26 protein-coding genes are annotated in these 21,267 nt (G+C 23.3%); 20 read left to right on the top strand and 6 right to left on the bottom strand.

What is annotated here, in order from left to right:
- Positions 1–191: 191 nt before the first annotated feature.
- From O212_RS0111695 to O212_RS0111670, 6 genes are all read left to right on the top strand, one after another.
- Positions 192–620, top strand: a complete 429-nt coding sequence (locus O212_RS0111695) for a MarR family transcriptional regulator (RefSeq protein WP_024615290.1) — start codon at positions 192–194, stop codon at positions 618–620.
- A 24-nt stretch (positions 621–644) separates the two neighbouring features.
- Positions 645–1,043, top strand: coding sequence for an HsmA family protein (locus tag O212_RS0111690; protein WP_024615289.1), 399 nt, complete (start codon positions 645–647; stop codon positions 1,041–1,043).
- 339 nt (positions 1,044–1,382) lie between these two features.
- Positions 1,383–1,592, top strand: coding sequence for a zinc ribbon domain-containing protein (locus O212_RS0111685; protein WP_024615288.1), 210 nt, complete (start codon positions 1,383–1,385; stop codon positions 1,590–1,592).
- Between the two features lie 182 nt (positions 1,593–1,774).
- Positions 1,775–1,996: a DUF1659 domain-containing protein gene (locus O212_RS0111680; RefSeq protein ID WP_024615287.1), complete on the top strand. Its 222-nt coding sequence runs from the start codon at positions 1,775–1,777 to the stop codon at positions 1,994–1,996.
- Positions 1,997–2,037: 41 nt separating this feature from the next.
- Positions 2,038–2,265, top strand: a complete 228-nt coding sequence (locus O212_RS0111675; protein ID WP_029699354.1) for a DUF2922 domain-containing protein — start codon at positions 2,038–2,040, stop codon at positions 2,263–2,265.
- Between the two features lie 170 nt (positions 2,266–2,435).
- Complete coding sequence (locus O212_RS0111670; RefSeq protein ID WP_024615285.1) at positions 2,436–2,999, top strand: undecaprenyl-diphosphatase; 564 nt, start codon at positions 2,436–2,438, stop codon at positions 2,997–2,999.
- 87 nt (positions 3,000–3,086) lie between these two features.
- Here the strand turns inward: O212_RS0111670 and O212_RS0111665 are convergent, their stop codons facing one another.
- Positions 3,087–3,578 carry a CarD family transcriptional regulator gene (locus O212_RS0111665; protein WP_024615284.1) on the bottom strand — a complete coding sequence of 164 codons (492 nt, stop codon included), beginning with the start codon at positions 3,576–3,578 and terminating at the stop codon, positions 3,087–3,089.
- Positions 3,579–3,944: 366 nt separating this feature from the next.
- Between O212_RS0111665 and O212_RS0111660 the strand changes: the two genes are divergently transcribed.
- Both O212_RS0111660 and O212_RS0111655 read left to right on the top strand, forming a co-directional pair.
- Positions 3,945–4,454 (top strand): hypothetical protein, encoded by a 510-nt coding sequence (locus O212_RS0111660; protein WP_024615283.1) that lies wholly within the window; start codon positions 3,945–3,947, stop codon positions 4,452–4,454.
- A gap of 160 nt (positions 4,455–4,614) precedes the next feature.
- Positions 4,615–5,193, top strand: a complete 579-nt coding sequence (locus tag O212_RS0111655) for a hypothetical protein (protein ID WP_152524869.1) — start codon at positions 4,615–4,617, stop codon at positions 5,191–5,193.
- Positions 5,194–5,241: 48 nt separating this feature from the next.
- Here the strand turns inward: O212_RS0111655 and O212_RS0111650 are convergent, their stop codons facing one another.
- Positions 5,242–5,796: a hypothetical protein gene (locus O212_RS0111650; protein ID WP_024615281.1), complete on the bottom strand. Its 555-nt coding sequence runs from the start codon at positions 5,794–5,796 to the stop codon at positions 5,242–5,244.
- Positions 5,797–6,092: 296 nt separating this feature from the next.
- On the opposite strand from O212_RS0111650, the gene O212_RS0111645 reads away from it, so the two are divergent.
- Entirely contained in the window at positions 6,093–7,631 is a 1,539-nt protein-coding gene (locus tag O212_RS0111645; protein ID WP_024615280.1) for an alpha-amylase family glycosyl hydrolase, read from the top strand.
- A 232-nt stretch (positions 7,632–7,863) separates the two neighbouring features.
- Positions 7,864–9,417 (top strand): alpha-amylase family glycosyl hydrolase, encoded by a 1,554-nt coding sequence (locus O212_RS0111640; protein WP_160166417.1) that lies wholly within the window; start codon positions 7,864–7,866, stop codon positions 9,415–9,417.
- A 52-nt stretch (positions 9,418–9,469) separates the two neighbouring features.
- Here the strand turns inward: O212_RS0111640 and O212_RS16865 are convergent, their stop codons facing one another.
- Positions 9,470–9,616 (bottom strand): hypothetical protein, encoded by a 147-nt coding sequence (locus O212_RS16865; RefSeq protein ID WP_173391489.1) that lies wholly within the window; start codon positions 9,614–9,616, stop codon positions 9,470–9,472.
- 245 nt (positions 9,617–9,861) lie between these two features.
- Here O212_RS16865 and O212_RS0111630 point away from each other — a divergent pair, with 245 nt between their 5' ends.
- Positions 9,862–10,785, top strand: a complete 924-nt coding sequence (locus O212_RS0111630) for a permease (protein WP_024615278.1) — start codon at positions 9,862–9,864, stop codon at positions 10,783–10,785.
- Between the two features lie 3 nt (positions 10,786–10,788).
- Positions 10,789–11,535 (top strand): TIGR03943 family protein, encoded by a 747-nt coding sequence (locus O212_RS0111625; RefSeq protein WP_024615277.1) that lies wholly within the window; start codon positions 10,789–10,791, stop codon positions 11,533–11,535.
- A 73-nt stretch (positions 11,536–11,608) separates the two neighbouring features.
- Here the strand turns inward: O212_RS0111625 and O212_RS0111620 are convergent, their stop codons facing one another.
- From O212_RS0111620 to O212_RS0111610, 3 genes are all read right to left on the bottom strand, one after another.
- Complete coding sequence (locus O212_RS0111620) at positions 11,609–11,992, bottom strand: NifB/NifX family molybdenum-iron cluster-binding protein (RefSeq protein WP_024615276.1); 384 nt, start codon at positions 11,990–11,992, stop codon at positions 11,609–11,611.
- Entirely contained in the window at positions 11,961–12,359 is a 399-nt protein-coding gene (locus O212_RS16255) for a metalloregulator ArsR/SmtB family transcription factor (protein ID WP_024615275.1), read from the bottom strand. The genes O212_RS0111620 and O212_RS16255 overlap by 32 nt, the downstream gene beginning before the upstream one ends.
- Before the next feature lie 247 nt (positions 12,360–12,606).
- A complete protein-coding gene (locus O212_RS0111610; RefSeq protein ID WP_024615274.1) occupies positions 12,607–13,176 on the bottom strand; it encodes a hypothetical protein in 570 nt (189 codons plus the stop codon).
- A 192-nt stretch (positions 13,177–13,368) separates the two neighbouring features.
- Between O212_RS0111610 and O212_RS0111605 the strand changes: the two genes are divergently transcribed.
- The 8 genes from O212_RS0111605 (at position 13,369) to O212_RS0111570 (ending at position 21,234) form a co-directional block, all read left to right on the top strand.
- Positions 13,369–14,172, top strand: a complete 804-nt coding sequence (locus tag O212_RS0111605; RefSeq protein ID WP_024615273.1) for a CPBP family intramembrane glutamic endopeptidase — start codon at positions 13,369–13,371, stop codon at positions 14,170–14,172.
- A gap of 249 nt (positions 14,173–14,421) precedes the next feature.
- Complete coding sequence (locus tag O212_RS0111600; protein WP_029699349.1) at positions 14,422–16,182, top strand: ribonucleoside triphosphate reductase; 1,761 nt, start codon at positions 14,422–14,424, stop codon at positions 16,180–16,182.
- Positions 16,179–16,634, top strand: a complete 456-nt coding sequence (locus tag O212_RS0111595; RefSeq protein ID WP_024615272.1) for a 4Fe-4S cluster-binding domain-containing protein — start codon at positions 16,179–16,181, stop codon at positions 16,632–16,634. Before O212_RS0111600 ends, O212_RS0111595 begins: the two co-directional genes overlap by 4 nt.
- A gap of 53 nt (positions 16,635–16,687) precedes the next feature.
- A complete protein-coding gene (locus tag O212_RS0111590) occupies positions 16,688–17,299 on the top strand; it encodes an alpha/beta hydrolase (RefSeq protein ID WP_024615271.1) in 612 nt (203 codons plus the stop codon).
- Positions 17,300–17,457: 158 nt separating this feature from the next.
- Positions 17,458–17,934 (top strand): glutathione peroxidase, encoded by a 477-nt coding sequence (locus O212_RS0111585; protein WP_024615270.1) that lies wholly within the window; start codon positions 17,458–17,460, stop codon positions 17,932–17,934.
- Between the two features lie 13 nt (positions 17,935–17,947).
- Positions 17,948–18,694 carry an MBL fold metallo-hydrolase gene (locus O212_RS0111580; protein ID WP_024615269.1) on the top strand — a complete coding sequence of 249 codons (747 nt, stop codon included), beginning with the start codon at positions 17,948–17,950 and terminating at the stop codon, positions 18,692–18,694.
- An 82-nt stretch (positions 18,695–18,776) separates the two neighbouring features.
- Positions 18,777–19,208: a MarR family transcriptional regulator gene (locus O212_RS0111575; protein WP_024615268.1), complete on the top strand. Its 432-nt coding sequence runs from the start codon at positions 18,777–18,779 to the stop codon at positions 19,206–19,208.
- Positions 19,209–19,602: 394 nt separating this feature from the next.
- On the top strand, positions 19,603–21,234 hold the full coding sequence (locus O212_RS0111570) for an alpha-glucosidase (protein WP_024615267.1): 1,632 nt from the start codon (positions 19,603–19,605) through the stop codon (positions 21,232–21,234).
- Positions 21,235–21,267 lie beyond the last annotated feature (33 nt).

Raw genomic sequence — 21,267 nt, 5'->3', positions numbered from 1 at the left:
CCCTTCTTTTCATTTGATTTAATTAATTATAACACTTATATATATCTATTCTCAATTTACTAATTTATTAAAAAATCATTTCTTTTATTGTTAAATATTATTTAATAGTCTGTTCATTGTATTTGTAGCCTTAAAATATTATTATAATAAAGTAGTTAGTATACTAACTAAATTAATTGTGGGAGGAAAATATGAAAGACTCACATGAATTTAAGATTTGTCTTTATTTAAAAGAAATTAATTCAATTATAAATAATAGAATTAATCAAAAAATTAAAGAGAGAGGTCTTACTCAAAGTCAAATTACAGCTATAAAACTTGTAGCACATTTTAAAAGATTAACTTTAACAGAACTTAGTGAGTATATGTCAATTAAAAAATCTACTTGTTCTGGAATTGTTGATAGATTGGAAAATATGGAAGTATTTGAAAGAGTTAAAGATGAAGATGATAAAAGAGTTACTTATATAGTATTTTCTAAAAAAGGACAAATTTTATCTAATGATATAAAAGAAGATATAAATGGTAGTTTCAAAGAGGTTTTTAATGGTATTTCTAAAGATGATTTAATTCTTATAGAAACTAATTTAGAAAAGCTAATTAATAAAATAGATAAATAATAAGATTGAAAAGGAGAGATTTTTATGCCAAAATTATTAATTCCAGCAATTATATTTATAACACTTGCATTAATTTTCTACACAGTAGGAGTATGGGGAGAGCATAGAGCTAAAGTATTAGAAAAGAAACATGTTATTATTTTCTGGTGTGGTTTAGTTTGTGATACTTTAGGAACATTTACAATGAGCAGAATTGCAGCAGCACATGCTGACAAAACAATAACACCAGCTCAACTTTTAATTCATCAATCAACAGGCATGCTTGCAATATTATTAATGTTATTCCATGCAGTTTGGGCAACTTGGGTTTTAAATAAAGGAAGCGAAAAAGCTAAAGAAGCATTTCATAAATTTAGTATGGTAGTATGGTTTATTTGGTTAATACCTTATTTTGTAGGAATGTACATTGGAATGGCTGGTTAATAGAATATATATAAGATAAAGGTGCTAATATTTTAGCACCTTTTCTTTTTAATGCCAGGAGGTCAGGAGCATCAAAAAGGTTTATATTAATATATATTAGTAAAAGTTGAAAAATAGCATAAAATAATCATTTGAATTTATAAAATTTATTTAATAATAATATTTAAAGGGATATTAAAATAAAAATAGAATTAAATTTAGTAATATATTAAATAAATACTATTAATTGAAATGAATCAATAAATTTTTAGTGTATTAAGTAAAATCTAATAAACATTTAAGGATTTTTTAAAAAATTTTATGTATATTTGAATTAATGAAAGTAAAGGGGAGATATTAATGGAAAAGAAACAATATATTTGTCCAAAGTGTGGGAATGAACATTTTGAATCAGATCAATTTCAAGCAACAGGAGGTAATTTCGCAAAAATATTTGATGTTCAAAATAAGAAGTTCATTACAATAAGTTGTACAAGATGTGGATTTACTGAGTTATATAAGGCTAAAACAAGTGATGGTTGGAATATACTTGATTTTTTAATGGGTTAATATAAATAATTAAATAAGTTTTAAAAAGAGATTTTTGCATTATTTGTAGGAATCTCTTTTTTATTTAAGTTTAAATAAAGTTACAATTAAGACTTCTTATAAGATTTCTTAAAAATTTTCTTATAAATTTTTTTGCGTTTTTTATAAAGTGCATATTTATTAAATGAAAGGAGTTGATAAAGATGGCAACAAAAACAATAAAAGAATTAGCTTTATCAGTAAATTATAACAGAGGAAAAGATGGAAAGGGAAAGGATATAGTTAAGTATCAAAGATATAAAAATATAAATTTAACAGCAAATGATACAGACATATATTTAGTTGGAAAAGCTATATCAAGTTTAATATCTTATCCATTAGTAGCAATCGAAAGAGAAGAAGATAGTGTATTGGTATCTGAATAATTTTAAAAGAATATTTTATAAATAAAAGGGGGTATATTAGAATGATTGAAAGAATATTAGTTATGAATTTTAAAAATGAATTAGATAATAGTATTAATTTAACTATTAAAGAAATAAGAGATGACTTAACAAACACAGAAGTAAATGATTTAATGGATTTAATTATAGAAAAGAATGTATTTGTTACATCAGGTGGATCTTTAGTTAAAAAGGTTAAGGCGGAAGTAATTACAAAAGAAAAAACAGAAATGGAATTAGTAATAGGATAAAATATAAGATTAAGAGCAGATTATTAAATTAGTCTGCTTTTTATTATATATATAATTATAAAAATTAAAAAAATTTAATTATATCTTAATTAAATTATAATCTATATTTAATTAAGTATTTAGTTATTTTGTGTATAATAAGCATTGATAAAACAAAGGAGGAAGAAATTTTGAGCTTAAATATGGAAATTTTTCATGCGATTAATGGACTAGCATATAAAAGTAATGCTTTAGATAGTTTTATGATATTTTCTTCAAAGTATTTACCATATATATTTGCTTTAACTATAATCGCAATATTTTTAATAGGTATAGTTAAGAGAGATATAAATTATAGAAAGATGGCTGTTAGCACAATAGTATTTACTATTATTAATTTAATAATAAGTTTTTTAATAGGTGTATTCTATTATTCTCCAAGACCTTTTGTTCATAATAAAGTTAATTTACTTTATTATCATGCAGCAGATACTTCATTTCCAAGTGATCATGCAACTGCAAGTATGAGTATTGCATTAGGATTTGGAATGTTTAATAAATTTATAGGCTGTATATTTACAGTGCTTTCAGTACTTATTGGAATATCAAGAGTTTATGTTGGTCATCATTATCCAACAGATGTAATAGGTGCTTATATAATTGTTATAATAACTAGTATTTTATATAATAAATTTTTAAAGGAATTTGTTATTAATACATATGAAAAAATAGAAAATATTATAATAAAAAAATAGGGACGCATTTAGCGTCCCTTAAGTTTTTTATTTAAATTTTACAACGCTAAATCGAAGTATTTTACTTGAAAAATATATTGGTTTGAATTAAAAGATTATAGAAGCGTCTAATAATTTTTCTGCTTCATTATTAGATAAGTCTTTAGATTGACATATTTCTTCGATTAAAATTTTTTTTGTATTAGTTAGCATTTGTTTTTCAACATTATTTAGACTATGTTTTGAATTAATTTTACTAAGATTACATATAACTTCGATACAATCTGATAAAGTTCCAGATTTAATCTTTTGATTATTAATAGCAATTCTTTCTCTAAAATTATTAGAAGTAAAATCATCATCTACATCTAAGAATTTATCCATATTATCAAATACATTATCAATTTCTTCTGTATCACTTACTAGTCTTATATGTGATGGTTCAATTACACTAAATGGTACCATTAATTTCATTGAATTATTAAATAGGTGTATTTTATAATATTTTTGCATTTTACCTTTAAATTCTTTTGATTCAATAAGATCAATAACACCTACCCCTTGACTTGGATATACAATTTTATCACCTACGTTAAACAAATGAAAAACCTCCTTATAACATTTTTCTTGCGTATATGACTTCCTTTGAAGTAATAGCCTTAAATTAAGGCAAATTAAAAGCAATAATAGTAGATTATCGCTTTTTAAACAAAGATTAACTTATTATATATTATATTATAACATACATTTTTGAAATAGTGAATTTTTTATTATATCACAAAATATGGTTGGTATCAATTAAAAATTTGTAATATTATAACAATGAAATAAAAAATGTATAAAAGCTTAAAAATTATATTATTTATCGTAATATTGTTTCAGAAAATATAGTTAAAATATTTAATAATTACTATTTAAGTTGTAAATAATATATTAGTAAAATAATGTTTCTTATGGGGTGAGATTATGAAAAAAGAATTCAGATTCTTGCTTGTAGCTTTAATTGTAACTAATATATTTTTTATTGCTATAGCAACAAATTATAAAAATAAATCAGATAAGATAAACAAAGCATTTAAAGTTTATTCAGTAAATGGTGAAAATGACTACTTGAAGATTACTGATGGTATTATAATAGAAAGTTATAATAAAGATATATTAGATGCTGGTAGAATTGAATATTTAGGTGATAATAAAAAAGATTTAAAATCTTATAAAATTCAAATATGTGCTTATGGAAACAATAATGAAAAAATTTTATTTTGCACTAATTGTAAATCAGAAAATTATGAGAAACGCTTATTTTCATTTCCAGGAGATTTAGAAACAAATATAGGTAGAATATCTGGTGAATATATAACTAAACAATATGATAAAAAATATTTACTTAGTAATATGTATTTAAAACTAAATTTGCAATTTGAAAATGGAAAAAAAGAAGAATATAAAGTTAAATTAAATGTAAAACAAATTTAAAATGGTGAATAAATCCTTTTCTTTATGGTGATAATTCTAAGGTAATTAGTTATTATCTATTGTAAAGAGAGGGATTTTTTTGATTAAGGAGAAAATAAAAAAAGTAATATCAAATAAATTTGTAATTTTTATAAGTTCTTTTTTGTTAGGAGTTTTATTTATGCATTTTGTAGGAAATGGAGTAAATATTACAAAAGAGAGATATAAGTATCTTTTGGAGATGGAAAGTAAAGTTTTAAATAATGAAAATTTATATAAAGAAATAAATTCTTATGATAATAACAATAAAAATAATGAAAGTAATGATGAAGAAGTTTCAAGTAAAAATTTAAATAATAAATATAAAATAAAAGAATCATATTATGAAAAAGATGAAGACGGCAATAAGCTTATGTCAGTTACAATTAATAGTTTAAGTGAAATTAAGGAAAGAAATAAATTTTTAAATACAAAGGCTAATAAGGTTATCTTATTAGAATTTATGTATGAGAATCTAGATTTAAGTGAAAAATTATTTATATCAGATAGTAACTTTAAAGTTTATGACAAAGAAGGAAACATATTAGAAAGTTATCCAGTAGACTCTGAGAAAGTTGCAAAGAGTATAAGTAAAGGTAAAAAATGCACAGCAAGTGCAGCTTATGCCTTAAACAGTAAGTCAAAAGAGATTATAGTTGAATTTTATTCAAATATTTTAGATAATACACCAAGTGCTATATTTAATTTGAAACTAAAATAATATTTATTAAAGAAACTACCGTATATAAAATTATATACGATAGTTTTTTTAAAATACTCTAATACCTTCATTATTGAAAAATTCTACTTTGTTTGAGAATACATTATTAGGATCTACTTTATATACACCTAGAATATATTGATTAACATTTAAATTTTCATCATAAAGTATTTCATTATTATTTAAGATTTCATATTTAGATGCATGCAGTTTTGAATTATTTCCAAAGACTACAAATAAATTATAATCAGAATGAGGGAAAATATATATTTCAACAGGATCTGTTTTAAATGAAGAGCCTGATGAGCCAAAGAATCCATAGCGATTTCTTAATATATTATCTCTACTTAAAATTATAAGTTTATATTCATTACTTGAGTTGTTGTTTGTAGTATATAAAAGAAAGCATAATTTTCCATAATCTTTTTTCTTTTTAATTTCAATATTTGAAGAATGTTCTCTTTTTTCAATATAAGAAACTAAAGAAGTATTATTATTAACATTTACAGTATCGCAAATTTTAAAAATAAGTATTATTGCTATTAATACAATTACAGAGGATACTATTTTTATGATTAAAGGGATTATTTTTTTATTTTTCATAATAAAACAGTCCTTTTTAATTATATTTAAAGTTTCTTTTGTTTATAAATATTCAATTTTATAAAATTAATAATATATATATTAAGCTCAAAAAACTTTAAAATAAAGCTTAATATAAAAAGAATTAAAATTAGATTCAAAAAATAAAATATGATTAAATATTTCTTCTATATACTTATTATACCATTAACATAAAGATTAAAATTATAGTAAATATTAATATAATGAAAATATTTACATAAAACTTTATCTAATGTATAATATTAGATAAAGTTGTAAAATATGGGGGTAAAATAATGAGAAGGGAATTAAATATAAAAAGGATTATTGTATCTATTATTATAGTAATTATAATGATAACTACTATGTCATGTTCTATTGAAAGTTCTGGAAACCTTTCCAAAGAGAGTTATAATGGACGTGTTTTTTATGAAATCTTTGTAAGAGCATTTAATGATACTAATGGAGATGGCATTGGAGATATAAATGGAGTTACTGAAAAACTAGATTATATTAAAGAATTAGGAATTGGAGGAATATGGCTTATGCCAATAAATCCTTCACCAAGTTATCATGGTTATGATGTAGTTGATTATAAGGATATAAATAAAGATTATGGAACAATTGAAGATTTTAAAAAATTATTAGAAGAAGCTCATAAAAGAGATATAAAAGTATTTATAGATATGGTAATTAATCATTCTTCAAGTGAGCATAAATGGTTTAAGGAAGCAAGTAAAGGAAAAGATAATCATTATAGAGATTATTATATATGGACAGATAATAAAGAAGAAGTATCAAAGATGTCACCAATGGGCACAATGCCATGGTCAAAGTTTAAAGGAAATGATGACTATCATTACGGAATATTTTGGGAAGGTATGCCTGATTTAAACTTAGACAATGAAAAGGTAAAAGATGAATTAAAAGATATAGCAAAGTTTTATATTGATATTGGAGTAGATGGATTTAGAATGGATGCAGTTAAATGGTTTTACAATGAGATAGAACCAAATAATAAGTTTATAACAGAATATTCTAGTTACTGTAAGTCATTAAATAAAGATTTTATTTTAGTTGGTGAAGTATGGGATGGACCATTTTCGATGGCTGAGTATCAAACATCACTTGATAGTTTTTTTGATTTTTCACTTGGTGAAAAGGTAACTAAAGGATTACTATCAGGTAATATAGAAAAATTACCTGAGTCTATAGAAATGAATTATGAATTATACACAGAGAAAAATAAAAATTTTGTTGTTGCACCATTTTTAAGTAATCATGATCAAAATAGAGTTATGAATACATTAGGTAAAGATGAAGAAAAGATGAAAATGGCAGCTGTAATTTATTTAACTTTACCAGGAACACCATTTATATACTATGGTGAGGAAGTTGGAATGACTGGCATAAAGCCTGATGAAGATATAAGAGAACCATTTATATGGGATAATAAAGATATGAAGAAAAATACAAGTTGGAGAAAGATAACAAATGATGTTAATAAAGTTGCTTTAAATGTACAAAAAGAAGATAAAGATTCATTATATAATTTTTATAAAGATATAATAAAAGTTAGAAATGAAAATAAATCATTAAATAGTGGTACAGTTTCTATGGTTGAGTCAGGAAATAAATCTGTAATGGTGATGAAAAGAGAAGAAAATAAAGAAATATCATACGTAATAATAAATAATTCAAAAGATAAAGTTACAGTTAATATGGAAAATGGAAAATATAAAGTAACTTATTCAAATAAAGAGAGAGAAGAAAAATTAAAATTAAAAGAGAAAATTGATTTAGATTCAGAAGAAATATTAATATTAACGAAATAATATTTTAAAGTGCTTATTTTTATTAAATTATAAAAATAGGTGCTTTTTTTTTATTTCAAAAGATATGTAAAGAAATAAAAGGGTTACATTACCAATTAATTGAGTCAAAGTAAAAAAATGTAGTATTTTGTATTAGGGAATGTGTTGTATAAATAACAATATACTGTATAATTTGAGATAATAATGAAAAAAATTTAATTTTAATTAATAAATTAATAAAATGGGGGGAAGAATGTTGAAAAATAAATATAGTAAAGTTATAGCTGGATTAATTTTTGGCGCAAGTTTAAGTGGATTAATTATTTATTATTTTACTGTAAAAAATAACATTCTAAATGGTAGGGACGGAAGAGTTTATTATGAAATTTTTGTTAGAGAATTTAGTGATAGTAATGGAGATGGAATTGGAGATATTAATGGTGTAATTAATAATTTAGATTATTTAAAAGATTTAGGTGTTGGAGGAATAATTCTTTTGCCTATACAAAAGTCAAATAGTTATTATGGTTATGATATTACAGAGCATAAGGAAATAAAAGAAGAATATGGCACCATTGATGATTTTGAAAATTTAATAAAAGAGGCAAAAAAAAGAGATATAAAGGTTAATCTTAGTTTAGTTTTAAATAATACTTCAGATAAACATAAATGGTTTGAAGAGGCTAAAAAAGATGAAAAAAATAAATATAGAGATTATTATATATGGAAAGATAATGAAGAGAAACTTAAGGATTTTAATCAAAGTATAGTATCACCTTCAATAAAGTTTGCTTGGAGAGAATTAAATGAAAAGGATAAATATTATGCTACTTGGTCAGAGTGTATGCCAGATATAAATTTAACTAATGAAGATGTAAAAAATGAAATAAAAGATATAGCAAAATTTTATATTGATAAAGGGATTGATGGATTTAAGTTAGAAGGAGTTAAATGGTATTTTAATTATTATGAAGAAAACACTAAATTTATAGAAGAATTTTCAAGTTACTGTAAGGACTTAAAGAATGATTTTATAATAATGGGTGATGTTCGTGAAGGACAAGTTTATATGAAAAATTATACGGATGTTTTAGATAATTTTTTATATGTAAACCTTAGTGATTTTATTAAAGATGGTTTGTTAACGGAAAATATAGATAGGTTATCAAAAACTTTAGAAATTCATTATAATGAGCTAAATAAATTAAATAATAAAAATTTTAAAATATCACCAGTTTTAAATAATAACTATGAAGATAGATTTATAAATAAATTAGGAAATTCAGAAGAAAAAATGAAAATGGCTGGAGCTATATATTTAACTTTGCCAGGTAATCCAGTTATATATTATGGGGAAGAGATAGGACTTTTAGGTGAAGGAGTAGTTGAAAGTAAAAATGGTGGAGAATTACTTGAATTTACTAATAAAGGTTTATGTGAAGATATTATTATTTATGATAAAAGTAAATTGATAGATAAAAAAATTTCACCAAATGATTTAGAAAAAAATAAATCTATATATGAATTTTATAAAAAGTTATTAAATGCTAGAGAAGAAAATATCTCTTTAAAAACTGGAACGGTATCCTATAAAAATTCTAACAATAAATCTGTAATGGTTATGAAAAGAAAAGCAAAGAATGAAGTTTCATATGTTATAGTAAATAGTAGTGAAAATCCAGCTAATATAAAATTACCAATTGGAAATTATAAAGTTACTTTATCTAATAAAAGAGATACAAAATCAGAACATATAACAAAAGATATTCAGATAAAAGGTGAAGAAGTTTTAATATTAACTAAATAAAATAAAAATTAAAAACTATCTCAACTAATATTATATAGTTGAGATAGTTTTTTTAGAATTTAGAAGATATTTCATTTTTTTCGATTCTTTTTATATCTTTTAATCTTAAATTAGTTTCAGCTATTATATCATCATATGATTCACCAGCAATAAGCATTTGTTTTGCTTTTTCATGTGAAGCCTTTTCTTTTATAGTCATAATTATAACCTCCTAAATAAAGAAATTTCATATTTAGTTTTCCTAAATTGAATATTAGATATACACATCTTAATAAAAATGTAATTGCAAACCGTTTGCAATTATGATAAAAATAATTGTAGTTGCAAATGATTTGCAAAAAAACTTTTTGTAAAGGAGGTTAAAGTTTAAGGTGTAGTTATATAAATAAATTTTTATTTAAAAGATAATTAAAAAAATAAAAATAGTGGGAGAGAAAATTTAAGATGATAAGCAAGTTTTTTACAATATTTATTAGTATATTGTTAGAGACAATTCCATTTATACTAATAGGAGCTATAATTTCTTCTTTAATACAAATGTTTGTTTCAGAAGATTTTATAAAGAAGATAATACCAAAAAATATGTTTTTAGCATTAATAGCAACATCATTTTTAGGAATTATTTTCCCAGTGTGTGAGTGTGCCATAATTCCAATTGCAAGAAGACTTATGAAAAAAGGAGTACCACTTCCAATAGCAATTACTTTTATGCTGTCTGTACCGATAGTTAATCCAATAGTAATAATGTCAACGTATTATGCTTTTACAAATAAGCCAATTATATTTTTTATGAGATTATTATTTGGAATAATAAATTCTATAGTAATTGGATATTTAATTCATATTTCTTATAAAGATAAGGAAAGTCCATTAAAAGAAGCAAAGGAAATACATAATTGTAGTTGTTCATGTTGTCACCATGATCATAATAATGAAGAACATAATCATAAAGAAGAAACTTCAAAAATAAGAGAGTTACTAACTCATACAAAGATTGAACTTTTTAGTGTTTTTAAATATTTAGCTTTTGGAGCATTTATTTCTAGTTTATTTAAAGTAGCAGTTAAAGAAGAAAGTTTTGAGTTTTTAGGTTCTAATATTCTTTTATCAATTGTTGTAATGATTATATTAGCAATAGTACTTTCAGTATGTTCTGAAGCAGATGCATTTATAGCAAGTGCATTTACGTTAAAATTTACTACTGGTTCAATACTTGCATTTCTAGTTCTAGGACCTATGATAGATATAAAAAATATTGCTATGTTACTTGGTAATTTCAAAAAATCATTTGTTATTAGGCTAAGTATTTATATAATTGCAGTAACATTTATTTCAACTCTTTTATTTAATCTTTTAGGAGGAGTATAATTTATGAATTTTAAAAGAAAAGAATTTATTGATTTTTTAATACTTTTATTTGGAGCATTAATACTATATTACTTATTAGTAACAAATAAAGTTATATTATTTTTAAATCCAAGAATGAATAAATATATATTATTTACATTTATAGTTTTTATAGCTTTATGTATAAATCAATTTTTAAATGCATTTTCAATTGATAGTTTAAAGTGGATTAAAGGTGGAGTTATAGCATTTTTCGGAATATTGATATTATTTACTTATCCAATTTATAAGGTTCATATGGATAATAAAATAGTACAAAAAGAAATAAATGCAGAAAAAAAGTATGAAAAAGATAACTTTAATGAAATATATAAGTTAAAAGAAGAAAATAAAATAAAAAGTGAAAATTATAATAAAGATGATGATAGCTTAATATTAAATGAAGATAATTATATGAGTTTGTATCAAGAAATAATGATAAATCCAGATAGTTATAAAGGGAAAAAAATAACAACAGAAGGATTTATTTTTAAAGAAAAAGGATTTAAAGAAGGGGAGTTTGTAATTGGAAGAGAGCTTATGACTTGTTGTGCTGCTGATACTCAAATTGTAGGACTTTTATGTGATTACAAATCATTATCAAATTTTAAGGAAGGGGACTGGGTTAGTGTAGAGGGTACTATAAATGTAATAGATAATAAGCCTATAATAGAAGTAAAGACAGTTTTAAAAACTGATAAGGTAGGAAGTAAATACATATATTCAAATTAAAATATATATAAATTACATAAAAATATAGCTAATAAGAATAATATCTTATTAGCTATATTTTTATTTTTAAATTTTAGTTATGACCACAAGAATGTCCTGAAGTGTGTCCAGCACAAGAATTTGCAGGATTAAATTCAATTAGTTTGTTTTCCATAAATAAATTAACATTTTCTTTTAATGAAGTATTTTCTGCTTTAAATACTTTTTTACCTAAGCTGTTTAATTTATTTATAGCACCAGCACCTATTCCAAGAACTAAAACAACATCAATGTCAGCTCCACCTATTGCTTTTATTGGTTGACATTTACCGTGTTCATGATTTAAATCACCATTATTTATAGCTGTAATTTCATTTGTATCAGTATCAACAACTAAGAAAAATGGTGCTGAACCAAAGTGATTATAAGGAATACTTTCAAAACCTTTATTTTCTTTTACAGGAATACAAATTTTCATTATTAATATCTCCTTTCGAATTAGAATTGCAATTTTTTTTGCAATGCTTCTTACCTTCGCATTTAAATATTGGAAGGTCAATATAATTTTTAGTATCTAAAGTTTTGCCTTTAATGGCGTTTATAAAATTAACTAATTCATCTAAAATATCTTCGTTAATTGAGTAGTGAACAAAATATCCAATTTTTTCACCTTCAATAATATTAGTTTCTTTAAGAATTTTTATATGTTGAGAAACTGCAGCCTCAGATATATTAAGATGTTTAGCTAAACCTTTAGCACAAATATTTTTTTTTGAAAGCAAGATTAAAATTTTTAATCTAGTTTCATCACCAAAAGCTTTGAATATTTTTTCTATATTTTTCATAAGTACCTCTAAATTTAATTAAGTAATTACTTAATTAAATTTTAATACTATTAGGAAAATAATTCAAGTGTAAATTTGGAAAATATATAAATTAAATATTAAAAGATTATTCAAATTATAAATAAAAGATTATATAGAAATTTTTAAAAGAAAGTAGATGATATAAGTGAATAATTAATTAGATAATATAGAGAAATTAATAAAAATAGATTATCTTATTTAAAATAAGATAATCTATTTTTTTGTCCTAACATTTATATCTTAGGACATGTCTATACATATTTACTACATAATTGTATCCATCTATCCAGTAAGATAAAAGTTCAGGTTTATAAATTACTACATTTTTAATAAAATCATCAAATAGGTTAAGCTTTAGTAAAACCTTAATTATATCCTTTGGGTATGGAGTTAATTTATCATAAGATTTTCTTGGGTCTATAACCATTATGTTTTCGTTATCATCTATAAATATATGAGCATTCCTTATGTTTATACGTTTGAATTTAAGTCTTTTTAAATCTTCAATAAGGTCTATTATTTCAGTTGATGTTTTAAAAGAAAGTCCTTTAATTTTTAAATATTCATAAAGAGTTTCACCATGAACACAGTCTCGTATTACTATATTACTAACTTTAAGAAGAAGATTTGGGAAAAATCTACTGCTTTCGGTTTTTTTTAGTATTTCTGCTTCACTTTCAGCAGATTTAATGCTAGTAAAAACTTTAAGAGCATATCCTTCAGGAGTCAAGTAAACACTTCCTTCACATCCAGAGCCTAAAATTTCGCAATCATTTAATTTTATAATACATTCCATAATATCACTTTATACATTGATTATAATCATTATATGCAAAGTAAAGTTTATTGATTAAATAAATTTAAAAGATAAATTTTATAAAAATTTACAAAATAGTAAATAAAACTTTAAAATTGAAAAAAGTGTTTAATGATATTATTAATTTATACATTTATATAAAAGTGTAGACATATTTTAAGGGGGATAAAAATGAAAAAAGCTTTAAAAACTTTAGGGATAGTAATTGGATTACCTGTAATTTTTGTAATAATACAGATGATAGTTCAAAGCATGCAAATATTTATAGTGGCGAAACAAAATAATTTGCCATTTGATTATGGAAAGGTAATGCAATTAATTTCAAATACAAAGTTAGGATTGAACCTATCTATATTTATTAGTGATTTAATAATGCTAATAATATTGTTATTAATATTTACAAGACATAAAAATGGACTTATAAATAAAGGTGAATTTAATAAGATTAGCATAAAAAAATGTATATATATTATTATGTTAGCTTGTGGATTATATATGGTTTCAATGATTATAATATCTTTATTAGCTCCAATTTTTTCAAGTTATAAGGCGGTTCAAAATAATTTGAGTCATGCACAAAATTCAATAATAGGAATTTTAATAATATCAATATTTGTACCTATATTTGAAGAAATATTTTTTAGAGGTGTTATATTTGGATTTTTAAAGAAGAATTATAATATTGTAATAGCTGTTATAATTCAAGCATTAGTTTTTTCAATTATGCATTTTAATATAGTACAAGGAATATATACTTTTATATTAGGGGTTGCTTGTGCATTAATGTATTTATATAGTAAATCATTAATAGGAAGCATAATAGTACATATAGTATTTAATTTTCTAGGAATGACACTTTCAAAATTAGCTACTATTTCAGTAGCACTAACAGGAATACTTGGAATTATATTTTTAGTTATATTCTTACCTGTTTCTATAATCTTGATTTTAAAATCTAGAAAAAAAGCATTTTAAAAAAATAATATTTTAACTTTAAAAAAGGAGTTTTACAACTCCTTTTTTTTATATATTTAACAGTATAAATAAGTAAAAAATTATTTTTATAGTGTATAAAATATTAAAAATTTAAATTATTTATATATAAAAAATGTAAATAATAATTAGCCTATAAATAATATAAAATATTTATATTATAATAATAAATCAATGAGGAGTATAATGTTATTATGTTAAAAGAGGTAATAATTAAAGGATGTGAAAACTATGCTATCTAGCAAAAAAATAGTAGATGATTATATAGATAAAATGGACTGGAGGGTAAATGAAAATTCGAATTCACCGTACAGTTTTGGAAGCCTTAATAAGCATATAATAGCAGAAGTTTCAAAAGATTATTGGCTAAATGAAGTATATAAGGATAAAAATATAATAGATGCTTATAGAAGTGGAGATATGCATATTCATGATTTAGGAGGATTAACACTTTATTGTTGTGGATATTCATTAAGAAATATAATTATGATGGGTGTAAAAGGAATACCAAATATTCCAACAAGCAGCCCAGCAAAGCACTTTGATGCTATTTTAAATCAGATAGCTAATTTAGTTACAATATACCAAAATGAAATAATGGGAGCTGTTGCATTTAATTCTTTTGATACATTATTAGCACCATATATTAAGGTTGATAGCTTAAGTTACAAAGAAGTAAAACAAAATTTACAAAATTTCATTTTTAGTATAAATAGCAATAGTCGTGCAGGAGCAGAACCTGCATTTTCAAATATAACATTTGATCTTTTTCCACCAAAGGATTTAGAAAATGATTTTGCTTTAATTGGTGATGATATAGCAGATTTTAAATATAAAGATTGTCAAAAAGAAATGAATATGTTAAATAAAGCTTTTTATGAGCTTATGAATGAGGGAGATTATAATGGAAGACCATTTTCTTATCCAATTCCAACATACAATATAGGAAAAGACTTTGACTTTGATAATGAAAATAATAAAATGCTATTTGAAATGACAGGAAAATTTGGTTATCCATATTTTGCAAATTTCATGAATTCAGACATGGATCAAAGTGATGTAAGATCAATGTGTTGTAGATTAAACTTAGATCTTAGAGAACTTAGAAAGAGAAATGGAGGTCTTTTTGGTAGTGGAGATAGTACAGGAAGTATTGGAGTTGTAACTATAAATTTACCAAGACTTGCATATAAAAACAAAAATGATGAAGAAGCTTTCTTTGAAAATTTATATAAAATTTTAGTTATTGCAAAAGATAGCTTAGAAAAGAAGAGAGAATGGTTAAATGAAAATATAATAAATAAGGATATGTTACCTGCATTTTCAACATATGTTGGAACACTTAATAATCACTTTAGTACAATTGGAATAGTTGGATTAAATGAAATGTGTGAAAACTTTAATGGGAAAAATATATTAACAGAAGAAGGATTAGATTTTTCAATTAAAGTTTGTAATTTCATAAGAGAAAAATTATTAGAATTTCAAGTAGAAACAGGAAATCTTTATAATTTTGAGGCAACTCCAGCTGAATCAACATGTTATAGATTAGCTAGAAAAGATGCTAAAGACTTTGATGACATAATATTTAGAGGGTCAAGAGAGTATCCATATTATACAAACTCATGTCATATACCACCAAGTGAAGTTTCAAGTTTAAATCAATTATTTGATCACCAAAATAAACTTCAAGTATTATTTACAGGTGGAACTGTTGTTCATATATATTGTGATGGAGCAATAAGTGGAGAAAAAGCAAAACATATAATAAAGACAGTTTGTCAAAAATATAAAACTCCATATGTTAGTATTTCACCTTTAAATAGATATTGTGAAGAGCATGGATATATTGAAGATAAAGTTGAAGAGTGTCCTATATGTGGTAAAAAGTTAGATTTGTATCAACGAATAACAGGATATTTAAGGAAAGTAGAATTTTTTAATGATGGTAAAAAATCAGAATTTAAAGATAGGAATCAATTAAGTTTATGATTATAAAAACAAAGGGAATAGTTCATGAAAGAGTTGAAGATGCACCTTTTATGGGAGCATTAATATGTGCAGTAGACTGTAAGTTTAACTGTAAGGGCTGTTTTAATCAGCATTTGAAAAATTTACCTACAATAGAAATGGATTCAGAAGAAATACTTGATGAGGTAATAAAAAATCCTTTTAATGAAGGAATAATACTTGCTGGACTTGAATGGTCACTTCAACCAAATGAGCTTAGAGAACTTGTAAATTCTGCTATAAATAAAGAGCTTAAAGTAATAATTTATTCTGGCCTTAATGAAGAAGAGTTTAAACTTAAATTTCCTGATTTATATAGTTTGAAAAATATATATTTTAAGTTTGGAAGATATGAAGAAGGTTTAAAAGTAGAAAATAATATATATTATGATGTAAAGCTTGCAACATCAAACCAAAAAATTGTAAAAAGATAAAACATAAATTATATTTATATATAAAAGAAATAAAAAAGAAAGAAGATGAGGTTATGAATAATGTAATTAATTCATATTGGGGAGTAGAACTAAAACCACTTTCAGTTAAGCAAGGAAGTGAAACTTTGGCTATAGTATTACCTGGAATAGGATATACTTTAGATAGAGTAACATTAGAATATGCTAGTGAATTAGTATTAAAATTAGGTTATGATTTAATGAAAATTGAATATGGATTCCAAGCTGTAAGAAAATCTTTTGATGTAGCTAAAGAATTTGATATAGCTGCAAAAGAAACTTTAGAGCAAGTAAATAGAATGTTAAATTCAAATTATAAAAATATAGTTATAATAGGTAAAAGTATAGGAACTTGTTTACAAAATGTATTAAATGAAAATATAAAAGGATACAACATAACAAATGTTTATATAAGTCCTATAGATAAAACTGTTAATATGGGAATTAAAGAAAATGCATTAGTTATAACTGGAAGTAAAGATCCACTTTTAACAAAAGAAAATTTAAATAAAATAGCTAATTTAAATGGAGAAAAATTAATAGAATTTGAAGGTGCAAACCACGCTTTAAATATAGAAAAAGATCCAATTGATAGTTTAAGAATACAAATGGATATAATAAAAGCAATTGAAGATTATTTAAAATAATATAATTTCAAAAAAGCCTTTATAGATAAACTTATTTATCTATAAAGGCTTTTTTATTATAAAAAAATTGACATAGTAAAAATTTAATGCTAATATGATTTTACTAAATTAAATTGTATAAAATTAAATTTAGTAAAATTAATAAAGGGGGTAAAAAAATGAATTTTTATAATTTTTCAGCAAATGATATGAGTGGTAAAGAAATAAATATGAAAGAATATAAAGGAAAAGTTGTTCTTATAGTTAATACAGCAAGTAAATGTGGTTTTACACCTCAATTTGAGGAATTAGAAAATTTATATAAAAAGTATAAGGAGCAAGGTTTCGAAATATTAGGTTTTCCATGCAATCAATTTAAAAATCAAGATCCAAACAATAATGAACAAATAAATAATTTCTGTAAATTAAATTATGGAGTTACATTTAAAATGTTTGAAAAGATAGATGTAAATGATGACAGTGCTCATCCATTATATAAATTTTTGAAAAATGAAAAAAGTGGAATTTGGGGCAAAAAAATAAAATGGAATTTCACTAAGTTTTTAATAGATAGAGAAGGTAATGTAGTAGATAGATTTTCACCAACTACAAAGCCTAGTAATATGAAAAAATATATAGAAAAATTATTAAAATAAAGGAGAGAGTTATATGAAAATTAAAGCACTACAATTTTATAAAGGTGGATATTTAACAGAAGGGTTTGCTTTTGGAGGTTCAGGAAAAGAAGGAATAAATTTAAATAAAAAATATAAATCAAGTTTACAAAATTATTTGATAGATACAGGGAATGAGGTTATATTAATAGATACAGGACTTCCAATGGAAATTAAAGAACAAGAAAAAAAGGAAGGTCAGATGATATATCCAGGAGAATATATTCAAAGTTTTTTAGAGGCTTTAAATGGCTTAGGATATGAAGTTGAAGACATAGATAAGGTTATAGTAACTCATAAACATCCAGATCATACTGGAGAATTACGAATGTTTAAAAATGCAAAAATATATATATCAGAAATAGAAGCAGAAGATATGGAGTTAGATGGAGATAATATAATAAAGGTTAATTTTAAAGATGGAAAATATAAAAATTTTAGTGAAAGTGAAAAAATCTTAGACGGATTATATATGCTTCCTGCTTATGGACATACAAAGGGAAATTCAATTGCTATATTAGAATATGATAATAAATATTATATGTTCTATGGAGATGTAACTTATACAGATGAGGCATTGAGAAAAAATAAACTTTCAGTTGTTTTTGAAGATTTAGAATTAGCTAAAAATACTTTAAATAAAGTAAGAGAATTTATTAAAGAAAATGATACAGTTTATTTAGGAACACATACAGAAGAAAGTATAGAATCATTAAAATTAAATAAAATAATGAAGTTATAGAATGTTGACATATAAATTAAAAGATAATAGCATAATAATTGTATAAAATTAAATTTAGAAAGATTAATTATGGTGAAAGTTCATGGATAAGAAAGATACGTTAAAATTAGATAATCAAGTATGTTTTAGTTTATATGCTGCATCAAGGGAAGTAATAAAAAGATATAAACCAATATTAAGTAAATATAATTTAACATACACTCAATACATAACAATGCTTGTAATATGGGAATATAAAAATATAAGTGTTAAGGATATAGGTAAAAAACTACATTTAGATTCTGGAACACTAACTCCTCTTCTTAAAAAATTAGAAGGTATGGAGCTTATAAAAAAATACAGAGATATTGAAGATGATAGAATTGTTATTGTGGAAGTTACTGAAAAAGGTATGGAACTTAAAGAGAAGGTTAGCGATGTTCCAATGAAATTATTTTGTTCAGTTGGACTTCCAAAAGAAAAGTTATTGAAGCTTAAAGAAAATTTAGATGAATTAATAAAAATATTGGATTAAATAAAAGACTTAAGTTATTTGTGATAGTTTAATAAAAGGAAAGATTATAATAAAAGCAATTGAAGATTATTTAAAATAATATAATTTCAAAAAAGCCTTTATAGATAAAATTATTTGTCTATAAAGGCTTTTTTATGTAAAAAGATATATTTTGTAAATAATTTAGGTTATAAGTGTTATATTTATTTAAATAATGTTTTAAATATAAAAGTCAAAATAACGTAATTTTAAATCAATAATTCGTAAGAAATAATTAAAATAAGATTTTATAATACAATTATAAAAAATAAAGTATAGGTTATGTTTTAAGTAAATGTTTAATTTAAAGTTATAAAATTTTATATAAGATAAGCATTATTTTAAAATATAGTTTAAGTAAAAAGGGGATAATTTTATGAAAAAAAGATGGTGGCATAATTCAGTAGTATATCAAATATATCCAAGAAGTTTTAATGATAGTAATAATGATGGAATTGGTGATATAAAAGGAATTATAGAAAAATTAGATTATTTAGAAAAATTGGGAATAGATGTTATATGGCTAAGTCCGGTATATAAGTCTCCAAATGATGATAATGGATATGATATAAGTGATTATAGAGATATAATGGACGAGTTTGGAACTATGAAAGATATGGATGAGCTTATAAAAAGGGCAAAAGAACATGGAATAAAAATAGTTATGGACTTAGTAGTAAATCATACATCAGATGAACATAAGTGGTTCATTGAAGCTAAAAAATCAAAGGATAATAAGTATAGAGATTATTATATATTTAGAGAACCTGTAAATTCAAAAGAACCAAATGAATTAAGATCAGCATTTAGTGGAAGTGCTTGGGAATTTGATAAGGAAAGCAATGAGTATTATTTACATTTGTTTAGTAAAAAGCAACCAGATTTAAACTGGGAAAATGAAGATTTAAGAAAAGAAATTTATGATATTATGAATTTTTGGATAGATAAAGGCATTGGTGGATTTAGAATGGATGTTATTGATTTGATTGGGAAAATTCCAGATAAGATGATTAGAGAAAATGGACCAATGCTACATGAGTATTTAAAAGAGATGAATAAAAATACTTTTGGAAAGCATGATTTACTTACAGTTGGAGAAACATGGGGTGTAACTCCAGATACTGCAAAACTTTATTCAAATCCAGATAGAGATGAATTAAGTATGGTATTTCAATTTGAACATATAATGCTTGATCAAGTTGAAGGAAAAGATAAGTGGGATTTAAAAGAATTAAATTTATTAGATTTAAAAAGAGTATTATCAAAGTGGCAAATAGAATTAAGTTCTGATGGTTGGAATAGTTTATTTTGGAATAATCATGATCTTCCAAGAATAGTTTCAAGATGGGGAAATGATAAGGAATATAGAGAAGTAAGTGCAAAAATGCTTGCAACACTTTTACATGGAATGAAGGGAACTCCATATATTTATCAAGGTGAAGAACTTGGTATGACAAATATTAAGTTTGACACTATAGATGAGTATAATGATATTGAACTTAAAAATATGTATAAGGAAAGAATAGAAAATGGTTATAATCATGATGATATAATGGAATCTATTTATGCTAAAGGAAGAGATAATGCTAGGACTCCAATGCAATGGGATGATTCAATAAATGGAGGATTTTCAGAGCATAATCCATGGCTTAAAGTAAATCCAAATTTTACTTATATAAATGCAAAAAAATGTTTAGAAGATAAAGATTCAATATTTTATCATTATAAAAAACTTATAGAAATAAGAAAAGAAAATGAAGTAATAGTATATGGAGATTATAAATTATTAAATAAGGATAATAGAAATGTATTTGCGTATGTTAGAGAACTAAATGGAGAAAAAATATTAGTAATATGTAATTTTTATGATAAAGAGGTCCAGTTTAAATTAGATGAAAATATAACTGGTGATGCAAATATATTAATAAGCAATTATAAGGATTCAAGTACAAATATTAATGATTTAATGTTAAGACCTTATGAAGCTGTAATGTATAAAATAATATAATGGTATTAATTGTATTTTAATTAGAGAGTTTTT

The organism is Clostridium sp. Ade.TY, from assembly GCF_000498355.1.
GTDB lineage: Bacteria > Bacillota > Clostridia > Clostridiales > Clostridiaceae > Clostridium.
The sequence above is the reverse complement of the archived record's forward strand: the minus strand, read 5'-3'. Positions and strand labels throughout refer to the sequence as shown.